The 16,597-nt window shown below is 73.2% G+C and carries 12 protein-coding genes; 8 read left to right on the top strand and 4 right to left on the bottom strand.

Annotated features, from left to right (window positions below; all coding sequences use genetic code 11):
• The first annotated feature begins 322 nt into the window (after positions 1 to 322).
• On the top strand, positions 323 to 1,141 hold the full coding sequence (locus KBX50_RS17695) for an alpha/beta fold hydrolase (RefSeq protein ID WP_210938243.1): 819 nt from the start codon (positions 323 to 325) through the stop codon (positions 1,139 to 1,141).
• Between the two features lie 522 nt (positions 1,142 to 1,663).
• Here KBX50_RS17695 and KBX50_RS17690 read toward each other — a convergent pair.
• Positions 1,664 to 2,539: an aldo/keto reductase gene (locus KBX50_RS17690; protein WP_210938140.1), complete on the bottom strand. Its 876-nt coding sequence runs from the start codon at positions 2,537 to 2,539 to the stop codon at positions 1,664 to 1,666.
• 121 nt (positions 2,540 to 2,660) lie between these two features.
• Between KBX50_RS17690 and KBX50_RS17685 the strand changes: the two genes are divergently transcribed.
• Entirely contained in the window at positions 2,661 to 6,815 is a 4,155-nt protein-coding gene (locus KBX50_RS17685) for a CHAT domain-containing protein (protein WP_210938138.1), read from the top strand.
• 107 nt (positions 6,816 to 6,922) lie between these two features.
• Here KBX50_RS17685 and KBX50_RS17680 read toward each other — a convergent pair whose 3' ends face one another.
• Together KBX50_RS17680 and KBX50_RS17675 are read right to left on the bottom strand one after the other, a co-directional pair.
• The gene (locus tag KBX50_RS17680; protein WP_093401505.1) at positions 6,923 to 7,384 is read right to left on the bottom strand and encodes a hypothetical protein; all 462 of its coding nucleotides are present in this window, start codon (positions 7,382 to 7,384) and stop codon (positions 6,923 to 6,925) included.
• Positions 7,381 to 7,734, bottom strand: coding sequence for a hypothetical protein (locus tag KBX50_RS17675; RefSeq protein ID WP_210938136.1), 354 nt, complete (start codon positions 7,732 to 7,734; stop codon positions 7,381 to 7,383). Before KBX50_RS17675 ends, KBX50_RS17680 begins: the two co-directional genes overlap by 4 nt.
• A 191-nt stretch (positions 7,735 to 7,925) precedes the next feature.
• Between KBX50_RS17675 and KBX50_RS17670 the strand changes: the two genes are divergently transcribed.
• From KBX50_RS17670 to KBX50_RS17650, 5 genes are all read left to right on the top strand, one after another.
• The gene (locus KBX50_RS17670) at positions 7,926 to 8,291 is read left to right on the top strand and encodes a YciI family protein (protein WP_210938134.1); all 366 of its coding nucleotides are present in this window, start codon (positions 7,926 to 7,928) and stop codon (positions 8,289 to 8,291) included.
• Between the two features lie 244 nt (positions 8,292 to 8,535).
• Complete coding sequence (gene pyk, locus KBX50_RS17665) at positions 8,536 to 9,984, top strand: pyruvate kinase (RefSeq protein ID WP_210938132.1); 1,449 nt, start codon at positions 8,536 to 8,538, stop codon at positions 9,982 to 9,984.
• Entirely contained in the window at positions 9,981 to 10,862 is an 882-nt protein-coding gene (locus KBX50_RS17660; RefSeq protein ID WP_093401501.1) for an acyl-CoA thioesterase II, read from the top strand. The genes pyk and KBX50_RS17660 overlap by 4 nt, the downstream gene beginning before the upstream one ends.
• A gap of 123 nt (positions 10,863 to 10,985) precedes the next feature.
• Positions 10,986 to 11,447 (top strand): Rrf2 family transcriptional regulator, encoded by a 462-nt coding sequence (locus KBX50_RS17655; protein WP_093401500.1) that lies wholly within the window; start codon positions 10,986 to 10,988, stop codon positions 11,445 to 11,447.
• Between the two features lie 135 nt (positions 11,448 to 11,582).
• Complete coding sequence (locus tag KBX50_RS17650; RefSeq protein ID WP_210938130.1) at positions 11,583 to 12,536, top strand: sulfite exporter TauE/SafE family protein; 954 nt, start codon at positions 11,583 to 11,585, stop codon at positions 12,534 to 12,536.
• 74 nt (positions 12,537 to 12,610) lie between these two features.
• Here KBX50_RS17650 and KBX50_RS17645 read toward each other — a convergent pair whose 3' ends face one another.
• Entirely contained in the window at positions 12,611 to 14,041 is a 1,431-nt protein-coding gene (locus tag KBX50_RS17645; RefSeq protein WP_307870994.1) for a pyridoxal-dependent decarboxylase, read from the bottom strand.
• Positions 14,042 to 14,283: 242 nt separating this feature from the next.
• Here KBX50_RS17645 and KBX50_RS17640 point away from each other — a divergent pair, with 242 nt between their 5' ends.
• Positions 14,284 to 16,563: a cellulose binding domain-containing protein gene (locus tag KBX50_RS17640; protein ID WP_210938128.1), complete on the top strand. Its 2,280-nt coding sequence runs from the start codon at positions 14,284 to 14,286 to the stop codon at positions 16,561 to 16,563.
• The last annotated feature ends 34 nt before the right edge of the window (positions 16,564 to 16,597 follow it).

Genomic DNA, 16,597 nt, shown 5'->3' with positions numbered 1-16,597 from the left:
TGACGTTTCTGGATCGTTACCCGCATCATCAGTGCACGGTCGATCGGACATCCCACCGCCTCCACCCGGTAACCCCGGGATCCCCTTGGGAGGTGCAGCGATGCTGCTCCGAAAGGCTGTCCCCGTCCTGACGCTCACGGTCGCCGCCGTCCTCACGGCTCCCGCCGCCACCGCCGCTCCGCCCGACAGGGCAGCGCCCACTCCCGTCGCCGCCACCGGCACCACCGCCACCACTGGCACTGCCTTCACGGGCGTCGGCACCACCGGCACCACCGGCACCGGCACCACCGGCACCGGCACCGGCACCGGCACCGGCACCGGCATCCCTACCACGAGTGGTGCGACCGCAGCGGCCGGTGTGCTCCCTGCGCCCGGTACCGCCGCCGCGCCTGCCCGCGAGGCCGGGTCCGCCCGCAGGGCCGGGTCTGCCCACGTCACGACCACCGGCGAGGCCGCAGCCGACGACCTGCGGGCGCTGGCCGGCGCCAATCCGGTCATCGTGGTGGGTGGGCTCAGCGGTATCACCGCCGTCTACGAGCCACTCGCCGCCCGGCTGCGCGCCGACGGCTACCGGGTCTGGATCTACCAGCTGCCCAACCTCGGACTCGGCGACATCACCGCGTCCGCCGCCGGGCTGCGCGGGTACGTCGGGCAGGTCCGCGCCACCGCCGGAGGTGCCAAGGTCGACCTGGTCGCACACTCCGAAGGCGGCCTCGTCAGCCGCTACTACATCAAGAACCTCGGTGGCGGCGATTCCGTCGAGCGCTACGTCAGCCTGGGCACCCCGCAGTACGGCACGTACGTGGCCAACATCGTGTCGTTCCTCGGTCTGGGCAGCTGCGCCGGCGTGGTCGCCTGTCAGCAGATGACCATCGGGTCGTCGTTCCTCACCGCCCTCAACGCGGGCGACGACACCCCGGCCCCGGTGCGCTGGACCGCGGTGCGGACCTGGCAGGACGAACTGGTCCGACCGGTCGACAACGCGAAGCTGGCCGACGGCGCGACAAACGTACTGATCCAGTCCTGGTGTCCGTTGCGCGTGGTCGGCCACCTCGGCCTGGTGCTCGACGGCACCACCTACACCGTCATCCGGCAGGTTCTCCGCGACACCGCGATCAAACCCAACTGCCTCGCCCTGTGACCCACCCGGCCCGGCGGCTCCACGGAGTCGCCGGGCCGCAGCCCACCGCCAGCCCACCTGCCCGTTGACAAAGCCCGACCCAGACAACACCCTCGGTGCCAGGCGGGCCGCGCAGGCAGCAGCTTCCCCGAAGTTGTCGGGTCCAGGCGGGCGGAGGCTGCAGCTTCCCCGAAGTTGTCGGGTCCAGGCGGGCGGAGGCTGCAGTTTCCCCGAAGTTGCAGGCGCACGGCACGCACGGCGCACGGCACGCACGGCGCGCGGGGCACGGCGCACGGCACGCACGGGGCACGGCGCGCGGGGCACGGCGCGCGGGGCACGGCGCGCGGGGCACGGCGCGCGGGGCACGGCGCACGGCGCGCGGGGCACGGCGCGCGGGGCACGGCGCACGGCGCGGCGCGGGGCGCGGCGCGGGAGGCACGGCGCGGGGCGGGGCATGGCGCGGGGCGGGCCTCGGCGCGGCGCGCAGGGCATGGCGCGGGGGCGACGCGGCGTGGGCGGGAGGTGAAGTATCGCGTGGGGGTGTCAGGCGGTGGCGGCGGAGAGCCTTTCGTACTCGGCGTCGGTCAGCTTCACCTGGGCCGCGGCCACGTTCTCCTCCAGGTGCGCCACCGACGACGTACCGGGAATCGGCAGCATGACCGGCGACCGGCGCAGCAGCCAGGCGAGGGCCAGTTGCGCGGGCGTCGCGTCGTGCTCGGCGGCGACGGCGTCCAGCGGGCCGCCCGGCCGGGCCAGGTCACCGGTCGCGATCGGGAACCACGGGATGAACGCGAGATCGTGCCGTTCGCAGTGGTCGAGCACGTCCTCCGCGTCGCGGTTGGCCAGGTTGTACAGGTTCTGCACGGACACGATCGGCACGATGCGGCGGGCCGCCTCGATCTGGTCGACTGTCACCTCGGAGAGCCCGATGTGCCGGATCTTGCCCTCTTCCCGCAAGAGTGCCAGCTCACCGAGCTGGTCGGCCAGCGGCACCGCCGGATCGATGCGGTGCAGCTGGTAGAGGCCGATGGTTTCCAGCCCGAGATGGCGCAGGCTCAGCTCGCACTGCTGACGCAGGTACTCCGGCCGGCCCACCGGCCGCCAGTCACCCGGGCCGCTGCGGGTCAGCCCGGCCTTCGTCGCGATGAGCAGGTCGTCGGCGTACGGGTGCAGCGCCTCGCGGATCAGCAGTTCGGAGACGAACGGACCGTACGAGTCGGCGGTGTCGATGAACGTCACCCCCAGCTCGTACGCGCGACGCAGCACCCGGACCGCCTCGGCCGGGTCCTTCGGGTCACCCCAGACCCCGGGGCCGGTGATCTGCATCGCGCCGTAGCCGAGCCGGTCGATGCGAAGATCACCCCCGATGCGGTAGCTGCCGGACTCCTTCGCAGGCCGGGTGCCGGCTTCGAGCGCCATGGGCTCACCTTTCCGATCGTTGCCTGTCGGAGCCCCAAGTTACCCGGTCGGCTTTGGGACAGCGGCCGTTCACCGCAGCTGCTACCCCTGGGCGGACGGTGCCTGCGACGGGAGGGCTGGCATGTGGCAGCGATTCAGGTCCGACCCGGTGCGGCGGCTGCGGAAGCGGCTCGACGACTTCGGCACCACCATGGAGCCCCGGTGGGTGCTGGAACCCGCAGCCCTCCAGGAGGCCCGACCGGTGTACGAACTGCTCGACGGGGTGGCCGGGCGCGATTCACTCGCCGAGCACGAGGCTGAGGCCCTGTTCCTGCTGGCCTGCCTGCACTGGTACCGGTACCAGAGTCTGCCGGCCGGGCAGAACGCCGCCGATCTCGTGCAGGCGGTCGGGTTGACCCAGATGTTGCTGTACCTGGCACCGCAGCGGGTACCGCCGTCGTTGCTGGCCCTGCTCCACGCCCACGCGCCCACCAGCGCTGGTTCCGCCCAGACCGGTGGCCGGATCCCGGCGGCCCGCTCCGCGCCCGGCCGATCCGGCGGCGACGCGCCGGCCGAACTGTTCCGCCAGGCGGTCGCGCTGATGGGCGGGGCCGAACGTTCCGGGGACTACCGGGTGGCTGGTCAGGCGCAAGCCCTGCTGGAACGGGCGCTGGCCGGCACACCGTCGGGCGTACCCGAGCGCCTGCACTATCTTTCCGCCCTCGGACGGGTGCACCGCGATCAGTACCTGCACCTGGGTCGGCAGCGGTCGCTTCCGGCGGCGATCGACGCGCACCGGGAGAGTCTGGAGTCGACTTCGGCCGGTGACCCGGAGCGCCCCACTCGGCTGTTCAACCTCGGCAACGTTCTCGGCGACCGGTTCGAGCAGGCAGGTGACGTGGCGGCGCTGGACGAGTCGATCCGACTGCTCGGCGACGCGGCCCGGGCCGCGTCCGCCGACTCGCCGGTCTGGATGATCGCCCGCGTCAACCTCGGCGAACGGCTGCGTGAACGCTGGCAGCGACGCGGTGAGCCGGCCGACCTCGACCGGGCGGTCGACGCGCTGGCGCAGGCGGTGTCGGCCCGGGCTGATCCGCTGGTGGTCTTCACGTACGCCACGCTGGCCAGTAGGCGGTTCGTGGTCAGCGGCACCGACGGCGACCTGGACACGGCGATCGCCGCCAACCGTGCCGCGCTGGCGGCCGGGCTCGGCGAGCAACGGGAAGGTCTGGCCCGGGCCACCCTGGCCGGGCTGGTCGGTGAGCGTCACCAGCGGCGACAGACCTCGGCCGACCTGGACGCGGCGATCGAGGCGTATCGGACGGCGGCGGCCGGACCTCGGCTCGACGGGCTGGACATTGGCGGGCTGTGGCAGGCCGAGGGCAAGCTGCGGGAGGCGCGCTACGCGCGGCACCGCCGGGCTGAGGATCTCCACGAGGCGGAGCGACTGCTGCGGGCGGCGGCCGACGGGACGAGCGACCCGGCGGAGCGGGCCCAACGGCTCGGCGACCTCGGTCACGCGCTGGGCCGCTGGTACGCCGACCTGGCCGGGTTGGCGACCCTGCGGGAGGCCCGCGACGTGCTCACCGAGGGGGAGCGGCTGCTGCCGGCGGATCATCCGGATCGGCCCGACCTGCTCAACAACCTGGGCACCACCCTGCGTGAGCTGACCAACCTGGCGGGAGAACCCGACCTGCTGGAACCGGCCGTGGCGCGGCTGCGGGAGGCGGTCGCCGCCACCGCGAGTTCCGCGAAACTGCCGCTCCGCCTGTCGAATCTGGGTCTGGTCCTCCAGGAACTCTTCGGCCGCACCCAGGACCTGGGCATCCTCACCGAGGCGATCGACGTGCTGCGGCGGTCGGTGGCGGCTGCCCCACCCGGGCACCCGGACCGGATGCTCGGCCTGCTCAACCTGGGCTCGGCGTTGAACCGGCGCACCGAACTGGTCGTCAACGCCGCGCTGCCGGCCGATGGCCGCACCGCGCCGGAGCAGGCCCGGGCCGCCGCGCTGACCGACGCCGAACAGGCGGTCGCGCTGCTGCGGGAGGCGGCGGAGCTGGCGCAGCGGGAGGCCGAGCCCGTCGACCGCGTACGGATCGCCGGCACGCTCGCCCTCAGTCACCTGCTGCGGCACCAACTCTCCGAGGATCCCGCCGCGCTCGACGAGGCGGTCACGCTGCTGCGCCAGATCGACCAGGCGAGCCCCGCGTCGGCCCCGGAACGGCACCAGCTGCTGACCAACCTCGGTAACGCGTTGCTGATCAGGTTCCGGGCCGGCCGGGCCGGCCGCGACGCCCACGAGATGCTGACCGTGTACCGGGCGGCGGTCGCGGCCCTGCCCGTCGACCATCCAGAGCGGACGATGTGCCTGAACAACCTGGCCGCCGCCATCGAGACGATCGCGCACGCCAGCGGGGACGCCCCGTCCCCGCCGGGTGCCGCCGCGTCGGAGCCCGAGATCGCGCACGCTCCCGGGGACGCCTCGTCTCCGGTTGGGGATGCCGCCGCGCCGGACCCGGCCACCGGCGGCCCGGGCAGCACGGTGCCGCCCGCCGCGCCGACCGGCATCGCTCCGGCCGTCTCCGGCGACCTGCCGCCGGTCGACCTCTCCGAGGCGATCACCGCGTTACGTGAGTCCGCCGCGACCGAGGCGGCGCCCTCGCTGTTGCGGGCCGGCGCCGCCCGGACGTACGCCGGTCTCGCCGCCGAGGCCGGCGACCTGCCGGCGGCGTTGGAGGGCTACACCACGGCGATCGAGCTGCTCGACCTGGTGGCCTGGCACGGCATGGACCTCGACGATCAGGGTCGGCTGCTCGGGCAGTTCCCGGGCCTGGCCGGCGACGCCGCGGCGGTGGCGCTCGCGCTCGACCGGCCGGAGCGCGCGGTGGAGCTGCTGGAGTACGGCCGGGGGGTGCTGCTCACCCGGGCCCACGACGCCGGTGCCGACCTGGCCGCGCTGCGTGCGCGGGAACCCCGGTTGGCCGAGCGGTTGGCCGACACACAGGCCGCCCTCGACCGCCTCGATCCCCGGCCCGGCCCGTCGTCGATCGCCGGGCTGACGGCCCCGATGGTCGCCGGGACGCACGCCGACCAGGTGGGCTCGGAACGCCGGCACGAGCTGGCCCGCCAGCGACGCGAGGTGCTGGCGCAGATCCGACGGCTGCCCGGCTTCGACGGCTTCCTGCGCCCACCCCCCTTCGCCGACCTGGTCCAGGCGGCCGGCAACGGCCCGGTGGTGCTGGTAAACGTCGCCGCCCGGCGCTGCGACGCGCTGGTGGTCAACGAGGGGCGGGTGACGGTGGTGCCGCTGCCCGAGCTGACTCTCGGCGAACTGCACCTGCGGGCCGCGTACTTCCTGACCGGGCTGGCCGAGGTCACCGCGTCCGGTGGTGACCCGGGACCGGAGGCGCAGCGTCGCCGGGAGGCGTTCCGACGGCGGATCCCGGAGACCCTGGACTGGTTGTGGCGGGTGGTCGCCGCTCCGGTGCTCGACGCGCTGGGCTCGCCCGCCGGGCCACCGGACCCCGGCGTCGTCCCGGCCCGCCTGTGGTGGTGCCCCACGGGAGTGCTCACCCTGCTGCCGTTGCACGCCGCCGCCCCGCTGGGTGGGGGGACCGGCGTTCTCGACCGGGTCGTCCCGTCGTACACGGCCTCGTTGCGGGCGCTCATCCGGGCCCGGCGGGGGCCGGCGGGCAGGGCCCTGCCGGTCAGCTCGGCCCTGGTGGTCGGGATGCCGCGGACGCCGGGGTTGGCGGACCTGCCCGGCGCGGCGGGGGAGGAGGCCGTGGTGCGCCGGTACGTGACCGGCGTGACGTCGCTGACCGGGCCGGCGGCCACCCCGTCGGCGGTGCTCGGCGCACTGCCGGGAACGTCGGTGGTCCACCTGTGCTGTCACGGCACGCAGGATCTCGCCGCACCGGCCCGGGGGCGGCTCGCGTTGGCCGGCGGCCCGTTGCACGTCCGGGATCTGTGGCGGCCGGCGGGCACCACGGCCGCGCTCGCGGTGCTGTCCGCCTGCGACACGGTACGCGGCGGCGCGGCCCTGCCCGACGAGGCGCTGACCCTGGGCACCGCGTTCCAGTTGGCGGGTTTCCGACACGTCATCGGCGCGCTCTGGGCCATCTCCGACGCGTTGACCGTGCAGCTGTGCGAGGACCTGTACGCGGCGCTGGCGGTGCCCGGCGGGCTCGACCCGGAGCGGGCCGCGTCCGCCCTGCACCACGCCGTCCGGCAGGTGCGTGCCGCCCTGCCCGACCTGCCGGAACTCTGGGCCGGCTACGCCCATATCGGCCCCTGACCGGGAGCGTCCCGCCGGGCGCTGATCACCGGCGCGACCCGCAGCGAACCCGGCCCATGACGCCCGGCCGTGCGCCGAGCCCCGGTCCGGTACGGGGGCGGCGCTGGTCAGGGTTGGCCGGGCGCGTACCAGGTGACTCCCACGGCGGCGACCAGCAACGCGGTGCAGAGCAGCACCAGCAGCACCCCGAGGCGCAGTGCCCGGGCCGCGACGAGGGCCTCCCGGTGCTCTCCGAGCGGAGCCGGAGGCACCTCGGCGACCGGCGTCACCGACAGTGGCCCGTGCGCGGCCCGCAGCAACGCCAACGCCCCGGCGACCCCGGCGATGATCGCGGCCAGCAGCAGTACGCCGACCAGCGCGCCCCAGCCCGGGGCGAGAGTGCTGACGTCGGAGCGACCCCGGATCAGGCTGAAGCCGACCAGCGCGACGAGCAGGCCGCCCAGCCCGTTGCGCCAGGCCAGCGCGGCGGCCCGGACCCGGTCCAGTTCACCGCGCAGCAACGCGGCCAGCTCCTGCGCCCGGCGCAGGTCGGTGAGGGTCGCCGCCGGACCCGGCCGCACTCGGATCACGACTCGACCTCCAGCGTCACCGTCCAGTACGCGCCGCAACCGGCCAGCCCGTCCGGGCGGGCCGGGTGGTCGGCTGCGCAGCTGCACAGCAGCGTCCGGTAGCCAGGATCGACGGACGTCGGCGGCGCCTCCCGCCGATACACCTCGCCGACGATCGGGCAGGTGATCGGGTGCTGGCAGCGGGGGCAGTCACCGCTGAGCAACACCGCCGGACCGTACCGGCGCACCGAGAACGTCTCCGCGACCCGGCTGCCGTACCCCTCGTCGGTGACCTCCGCGTACGGCAGCGGCTGCGCCGCCGGCTCACCCTCCCGCACCGATGCACCCTCCCCACCGTCCCCGCACGACATCGACCACACGGTAGCGACCGCCCGCCCGCCGGTCACCCGGCGCGCGGGCGGACCCGGCGACGGGCACCGGGGGGAGCGGGAGCCCTCGGGAGGATCGGCGGAGCGCCGGTGCGGCCGGACCGTCCGTGGGAGGCTGGACGGTACCGCCGCGTGCACCGCCCGGCGTCGGCGGGCCGTGCGAAAGGGAAGCCATGTCAGGGGAGCCGCAGGTCGACTTCGCGCTCGACACGTACGAGTGCATCGTGCTGTATCCCGGCGTCGCCGGACGGGCGTTGCCGGCCGAGACCGTCCAGCGGTTGCAGGCGGAGCATGCCCGGCACATGCAGGCGATGCAGGAGCGGGGGATCATCCTCGTCGCCGGCGCGGTGGACGGCCAGGCCCGGGATCCGGACCCGCCGCTCGGCTTCGGGCTGGCGCGGACCGGCTCGGTCGACGATGTCCGCAGTGTGATGGAAGCCGACCCGGCGGTGCAGGCCGGCCTCTACCGGGTGGACGTGATGACCTTCCTCTGCCCGGCCGGATCGTTGGAGTTTCCGCTGGTCAAGACGGAGAGCTGAGCCCACCCGACCGCGCTCACTCCAGGTGGCCGAATGGTAGCGGACAGTTGTCGCCCCGGAGCGCCCCGACGTGCCCTGGCGCCGGGGGCGTACCATTCCGGCGCGCGGTCGCCGTTGCCCGCCATCGACGTCCGGAGCGGTGCACGCTCGCCGGCTACGTGCGTGAGCCGCGCGCCGTTGGACAACTGTTCCACATTGCGCAAGGGGTCGGCCGGTGGTCCGACCCGGAGGAGAGACTAGCCTGATGGGCGTGACACGCCGCGCGAAGATCGTCTGCACTCTTGGCCCCGCCACCTCGTCGCCCGAGCGCATCCGTGGGCTCGTCGAAGCCGGCATGAACGTGGCGAGGCTCAACTTCAGCCACGGCAGCCACGCCGACCACGAGTCGGTCTACCGGCTCGTCCGGGAGGCGGCTGAGGCGGCGGGCCAGCCGGTGGCGATTCTGGCCGACCTCCAGGGGCCCAAGATCCGACTCGGCAGGTTCGCCGACGGGCCGCACGAGTGGCGTACCGGTGACTCCGTGGTGATCACCGGCGACGACATCGTGGGCAGCAAGGAGCGGGTCTCCTGCACGTACCGCAAGCTTCCCCAGGAGGTCAAGCCCGGTGACCGGCTGCTGATCGACGACGGCCGGGTCGCCGTCGAGGTCACCGACGTCACCGGCAACGACATCCGGGTGCTGGTCACCGAGGGTGGGCCGGTCAGCAACAACAAGGGCGTCTCGCTGCCCAACGTGGCGGTCAGCGTGCCCGCCCTGTCGGAGAAGGACGCCGCTGACCTGCGCTTCGCGCTCGGCCTCGGTGTCGACCTGATCGCCCTGTCGTTCGTCCGCTCCGCCGACGACATCAAGCTGTGCCACGCGATCATGAGCGAGGTCGGCGTGCACCGCCCGGTGCTGGCCAAGGTCGAGAAGCCGGAGGCGGTCGATCACCTCGAAGCGATCGTGCTGGCCTTCGACGGCGTGATGGTGGCCCGCGGCGACCTCGGCGTGGAACTGCCGCTCGACGAGGTGCCGCTGGTGCAGAAGCGCGCGGTGCAGTTGTGCCGGGAGAACGCCAAGCCGGTCATCGTGGCCACCCAGATGCTCGACTCCATGATCGAGAATTCCCGGCCCACCCGCGCCGAGGCCTCCGACGTCGCCAACGCGGTGCTCGACGGCGCCGACGCCGTGATGCTCTCCGGTGAGACCAGCGTCGGCAAGTATCCGGTGCTCACCGTCAGCACCATGTCCAAGATCGTGAGTACCACCGAGGCCGGATCCATCCTGGTGCCCCGCCTCCAGCACGACCCGCGTACGCACGGCGGGGCGCTCACCGTGGCCGCCTCCTCGATCGCCCGGGCCATCGGCGCCAAGGCGCTCGTCGCGTTCTCGCAGACCGGTGACACCGTGCGTCGGCTCAGCCGGCTGCACTGCGACCTGCCGCTGCTGGCCTTCACCCCGGTGCCCGAGGTGCGCGCGCAGCTCGCCCTCTCCTGGGGGGTGGAGACCTTCCTGATGCCGTTCGTGCAACACACCGACGACATGTTCCGCCAGGTCGACCAGGCACTGCTCGGGCTGAACCGGGGCAACCCCGGCGACTACGTGGTGATCGTGGCGGGCAGCCCGCCCGGCAGCCCCGGCTCGACCAACACGCTGCGGGTACACCAGCTTGGTTCGCTTGTCGACGCCGCCACCGCGCGGGCGTTGCAGTGACCGACGGCTCGCTCGTCGGTCAGGCCGCCGTCGACCAGCTGTTGGAGGTCCTGGACCTCGCGCCGACCGGCACCATGTCGTTCCGCGGGATGAGCCCGCCGGTCGGTCCGCAGCGGGTGTACGGCGGCCAGGTCGCCGGCCAGGCCCTGGTCGCCGCCGGCCGCACCGTCGACCCGGAGCGGGTGGTCCACTCGCTGCACGGCTACTTCGTGCGTGCCGGCGACCCGGTGGAGCCGATCGAGTACGAGGTGGAGAACATCCGGGACGGCCGCTCGTTCTCGGTGCGCCGCTCGGTCGCGCTCCAACACGGCAAGCCCATCTTCTTCATGTCCGCCTCGTTCCAGCGGCCGGAGGAGGGGCTGGACCACCACGCCCCGCTGCCGCCGGACGTGCCCGGGCCGGAGTCGGTCCCGACCATGACCGACCGGCTTTCCCGCTACCCGGAGCGGCTGGGCATCTGGGGGCAGATTCCCCGCCCGATCGACGTGCGCTACGTCGGCGAGCCGGGTTGGGTCCGGCCGGGCGACCGGCCGGCCGACCCGCACCAGCGGGTGTGGATGCGCATCGACGGCAAGCTGCCCGACGATCCGCTGTTGCACGCCTGCGCCCTGACGTACGCCTCCGACCTGACCCTGCTCGACTCGGTGCTCTCGGTGCACGGCGAGGTGTGGGGGCCGGGTGGCGTGGTGGGTGCGAGCCTCGACCACGCCCTGTGGTTCCACCGGCCGTTCCGGGCCGACGAGTGGTTCCTCTACGACTGCTGGAGCCCGTCGGCCTCCGGTGCGCGCGGGCTGGCCACCGGCCGCATGTTCACCGTGGCCGGCAGCCAGATCGCCAGCGCCGTGCAGGAGGGCCTGCTGCGCCGGGTCGGCGGCTGAGACACCGTTCGGCGTCCTCGGTCAGCGACCGACGGTGACCACCGTACGACGTGCCGGACCTTGGTCGGCCGTTGGTCGGGCCGCCGGGCAATGTCCAGGTACCCGACAGTTAACCTTTCCGACATGCGTCTCTCAGCCCGGGTGGACTACGCCCTTCGAGCGGTCGCCGAACTGGCCTCGGTGACCGGGGCTGGACGTGGTCGCCCGGTCACCGCCGATCAGATCGCGCGGGCCCAGCAGATCCCACCGAAGTTCCTGGAGAGCATCCTGCTGCAACTGCGCCGTGCCGGCGTGGTGCAGGCCCAACGCGGGCCCGAGGGTGGCTACTGGCTGGCCCGGCCGGCGGAGGAGATCTGCCTCGCCGACGTGATCCGGGTGATCGACGGGCCGTTGGCCCACGTTCGAGGCCAACGCCCCGAGCATCTCGGATACCAGGGTGCCGCCCGGGCGTTGCAGGAGGTCTGGATCGCGTTGCGGGCCAGCGAGCGGCAGATCCTCGAACTGGTCACCGTCGCCGACGTGGCGCGGGGCACCCTGCCCGAGCCGGTCACCAAGTTGGTCGCCGACCCCGGCGCCTGGACCTGACCACCCGCGCCACCGCCCGACGGCCGCCACGCGTCGGCGTGTCGTCTCACTGACTGATTCCAGGGTTGACCGGAGGCCGACCATGCCGCATTCTCGACCAAGCCGATAGGAGATATCGAATAGCCAGGAGGCGTCGTGCGCAAGCTGCTCGTCATCGCGTTGGTGGGGCTCGCCGCGCAACTGGTCGATGGTTCACTCGGCATGGCGTACGGGCTGACCTCCTCCACGCTGTTGCTCCTGGCCGGCGTCGCACCGGCCGCCGCGTCCGCCTCGGTGCACCTGGCCGAGATCGGCACCACGCTCGCCGCAGGCACGGCGCACTGGCGGTTCGGCAATGTCGACTGGCCTGTGGTGCGCCGCATCGCGCTGCCGGGCGCGCTCGGCGCCTTCGCCGGCGCCACCTTCCTCAGCGCGCTCTCCACCGAGTCGGCCGCACCCTGGATGGCCGCGATCCTGTTCACGCTCGGCGCGTACCTGCTCATCCGGTTCTCCCGGCCGCTGCGCCGAAACCCGGCCGCCGGTCGGCTGCGCGGGCGTTTCCTCGGCCCGCTCGGCCTCGTCGCCGGCTTCGTCGACGCCACCGGCGGCGGTGGCTGGGGCCCGGTGGCCACCCCGGCCCTGCTGGTCAGCGGCCGGATGGAGCCCCGCAAGGTGATCGGCTCGGTGGACACCTCCGAGTTCGTCGTGGCCGCCGCCGCCAGCCTCGGCTTCCTGATCGGTCTGGGCACCGAGGGCTTCCTGCTGCCGATCGTGCTCGCGCTGCTCGCCGGTGGCCTGATCGCCGCACCGATCGCGGCCTGGCTGGTGCGCATCGTGCCGGCCCAACTGCTCGGCGCGGCCGTCGGTGGCGTGATCGTGCTGACCAACGCCCGCGTCCTGATCCGCGCCGGTGACCTGGGTGGTCCCCTGCCGGTGCTCGTCTACCTGCTGCTGGCCGCGGGCTGGATCACGGCCCTGACGCTGGCGGTCCGGGTGCTGCTGCGGACCCGCCGTGAGCGGGCCCTCGCCGCGACCCACGCCACCGACGTGGCGCCCCCCACCGCCGAGCCGGTCGGCGCAGGCGCACCCGCTCACCCCGATCCCCGTTGACCATCAGGTTGTTGTCGCGCCACGCCGGACGGGACGACAACAACCTCATGATCAACGAGGTGGTCGTGCGGGGGTCAGGTCGGGAGGGCCTCCGCCGTGTGGGAGATCAGCTCCCAGGCCTCGTCGACGTGCGTCTGCGTGGTCTGCGGGGCGCCGACGGCCAGGCGTAGCGTGTGTCGACCGGCGACCCGGGTGTGGGTCAGGTACACCTTGCCGGTGGCGTTCACCGCCGCCAGCAGCCGCTCGTTCGGCCCGTCCGGGCCGCGCAGCCGGAAACACACCAGAGCGTACGGGTGGTCGGCGACCAGTTCGAACCGGTCGTCGGCGCGGACCCGGTCGGCGAACCCGGCGGCCAGCGCCACCCCTCGTCGGATGTGCTCGCGCAGGCCCTCGACGCCGTACCAGCGCAGCACGAACCACAGCTTCAAGGCTCGGAACCGCCGACCCAGCGGCACCTGCCAATCCCGGTAGTCGATCACCGCGCCGGACTCGGTGGCGGCGTTGCGCAGGTACTCCGGCAGTACGGTCAGTGCCTCGACCAACTCGCCCGCGTCGGCGACCCAGAACGCGTCGCAGTCGAAGCCGGTGAGCAGCCACTTGTGCGGGTCGAAGCAGTACGAGTCGGCGTACTCCAGACCCGCGTGGCCGAACCGCAACTCCGGGCAGACCGCCGCCGCGCCCGCGTACGCGGCGTCGACGTGCAGGAAGACACCGTGCTCGGCGCAGATCGGGCCGATGGCCGGCAGCGGATCCACCGCCGTGGTGCTGGTGGTGCCGACGGTCGCCACCACCAGGGCGGGCGTCACCCCGGCGGCCCGGTCCGCCTCGATCGCGGCGCGCAGCGCCACCGGCGACATCGCCCGGGTCGCCGGGTCAACCTCGATCAGGCGTACGCCGTCGGCGCCCAGCCCGGCGATCCGGGCGGCTTTCTCCACCGACGAATGCGCCTCCGTCGAGGCGTACACCCGATAGCGGCGGTCGACGCCGGCCTGACGCCACCGCCCGCCGGCGGCCCGGTGCAGCGCGACCAGGGTGGCCACCAGGGTGGCCGAGGAGGCCGAGTCCTGGATGACCCCGCCGCCGCTGCCGGTGGAGCGGAACCGGGCCGGCAGGTCCAGCAGGTCGGCCAGCCAGTCGAGCAGCACCGTCTCCAACTCGGTGCAGGCCGGACCGGTGGCCCAGAGCATCCCCTGCACGCCCAGCCCGGCGCTGACCAGGTCACCGAGCACGCTGGGACCCGAGGTGTTGGCCGGGAAGTACCCGAAGAAGCCCGGATGCTGCCAGTGGGTGAGCCCGGGTGCGACCAGCTTGTCCAGGTCGGCGAGGACCGCCTCGACCGGTTCACCGTGGGCCGGTGGCCCGGCCGGCAGCCCGGCGGCCACCGTGCCGGGCGGGTCCTGGGAGGTCACCGGGCGCTGCGGCAGGGTCGCCCAGTAGTCGGCGATCCAGTCGACCACCGCGTACCCGGCCCGGCGGAACTCCTCGGGCGTCATGTGTGCAGCCACCCGGCGAGTGGATCAAAGGAGCGGCTCCGGAGCAAGGCGACGGATCGATTGTGCGCAGAAAACGCTTGTCCTAGCATCGCAGATGCGCGGGAACCCAATCACTGCCATCGATCAGGTGGACTCTTTCCGCTAGCGCGGCACGGCCGCCGGCCCGGGCACGGCCGGTGGACGAACACTCGTCGGCCCTGGGCACGGCCGGCGGATCACCGGACGTCGCGCGCCCGACCTCCATCGGAGGAACCATGCTTCGCACCGCCCCCCGGGCGGCCCTGCTCGCCGCGGCCACCGCCACCGCGGTCGCCGCCGCCGGCGCGCTGACCACCCTGACCGCCTCGGCCGCCGCCGCCGGATGCCGCGTCGACTACCGCGTCACCAACCAGTGGACCGGCGGCTTCGGCGCCGACGTCACCGTCACCAACCTCGGCGACCCGGTCAACGGCTGGACGCTCGTCTGGTCCTACGCCGCCGGGCAGCAGGTCACCCAGGCCTGGAACACCACAGTCAACCAGTCCGGCGCCCAGGTGAGCGCCCGCAACGTCGACTACAACGCCGCCATCGGCACCAACGGCAGCGTCAACTTCGGTTTCAACGGCTCGTGGAACGGCAGCAACCCGGCCCCCACCAGCTTCGCGCTGAACGGCACCACCTGCACCGGCGCCACCACCCCGACCGCCACCCCGACCACCGCATCACCCAGCCCGCCGCGCCCGTCACCCACCGTGGCGCCGTCGACGACTCCATCGCCGCCCACCCCACCGCCCACCCCACCGCCCGGGGCGATGCAGGCGGAGAACCTCGAACGTGGCCTGATCAGCGTCCGCTCCGGGTCGGCCAACCTGGTCTCCTGGCGGCTGCTGGGCACCGAGACCAGCGGCGTCGCGTTCAACCTCTACCGGGGCACGAACCGGGTGAACGCCAGCCCGATCACCGGCGCGACCAACTACCTGGACAGTGGCGCGCCAGCCGGAGCGAACTACACCGTGCGGGCCGTGGTGGGCGGCGTCGAACAGACCCAATCCGTGCAGGCCCTGCAGTTCCCCGCCGGTTACCTCGACGTGCCGTTGCAGGTCCCGCCGGGCGGCACCACACCCAGCGGCGAGGCGTACACCTACTCGGCGAACGACGCCAGCGTCGCCGACCTCGACGGTGACGGCGACTACGACTTCGTGGTCAAGTGGGAGCCGTCCAACGCCAAGGACAACTCGCAGTCCGGCTACACCGGCAACGTCTACATCGACGCGTACACCCTGCCCGGCTACCGGCTGTGGCGCATCGACCTGGGCCGCAACATCCGGGCCGGTGCCCACTACACCCAGTTCCAGGTGTACGACTACGACGGTGACGGCCGTGCCGAGGTGGCCATGAAGACCGCCGACGGCACCCGCTCCGGCACCGGCCAGGTGATCGGCAACGCCAACGCCGACCACCGCAACTCCGCCGGCTACGTCCTCGCCGGCCCGGAGTACCTGACCATGTTCGACGGCGGCACCGGTGCCGCCCTCTCCACCGTCAACTACGACCCGCCGCGCGGCACCGTCTCCTCCTGGGGCGACAACTACGGCAACCGGGTCGACCGGTTCCTCGCCGGCACCGCCTACCTCGACGGACAACGCCCGTCACTGATCATGGCCCGTGGCTACTACACCCGCGCGGTCATCGCCGCCTGGGACTTCCGCAACGGCGCGCTCACCAGGCGGTGGACCTTCGACTCCAACGCCGCCGGCAACGGCGCCGCCGCCGGGCAGGGCAACCACAGCCTCTCCGTCGCCGACGTCGACGGCGACGGCCGGCAGGAGATCGTCTACGGTGCGGCCACCATCGACGACAACGGCCGCCTGCTGTGGTCCACCGGCCACGGCCACGGCGACGCCGGGCACGTCGGCGACCTCGACCCGTCCCGCCCGGGTCTGGAGTACTTCAAGGTGAGCGAGGACGGCAGCAAGCCCAGCTCCTGGTTCGCCGACGCCCGTACCGGCCAGATCCTTTGGTCCACCCCGACCGGCGGCGACAACGGCCGGGGTGTCTCGGGCGACATCTGGGCCGGCAGCCCCGGTGCCGAATCCTGGTCGTCCGCGGTGAGCGGCCTGGCCAACACCCGGGGCCAGAACATCGGCCGCAAGCCGTCCTCGACGAACTTCCTGATCTGGTGGGACGGCGACCCGGTCCGCGAACTGCTCGACGCCACCCGCATCGACAAGTACGGCACGGGTGGCGACACCCGCCTGCTCACCGGCAGTGGCGTCGCGTCCAACAACGGCACCAAGGCCACCCCCGCGCTTTCGGCCGACCTGTTCGGTGACTGGCGGGAGGAGGTGGTGTGGCGCACCACCGACAGCCGGGCGTTGCGCATCTACAGCACCCCGACCCCGACCAGCATCCGGCTCCACACCCTGATGCACGACCTGCAGTACCGGGTCGCCGTCGCCTGGCAGAACACCGCCTACAACCAGCCCCCGCACCCGAGCTTCTTCATCGGCGACGGCATGACCACGCCACCCGCGCCCGACATCTACCTGCGTTGACCGCCGGGGTGCACAAGCGGTAGAAGAAACGGGA

It is taken from the genome of Micromonospora sp. C51 (genome assembly GCF_018070435.1).
GTDB lineage: Bacteria > Actinomycetota > Actinomycetes > Mycobacteriales > Micromonosporaceae > Micromonospora > Micromonospora sediminimaris.
The sequence above is the reverse complement of the archived record's forward strand: the minus strand, read 5'-3'. Positions and strand labels throughout refer to the sequence as shown.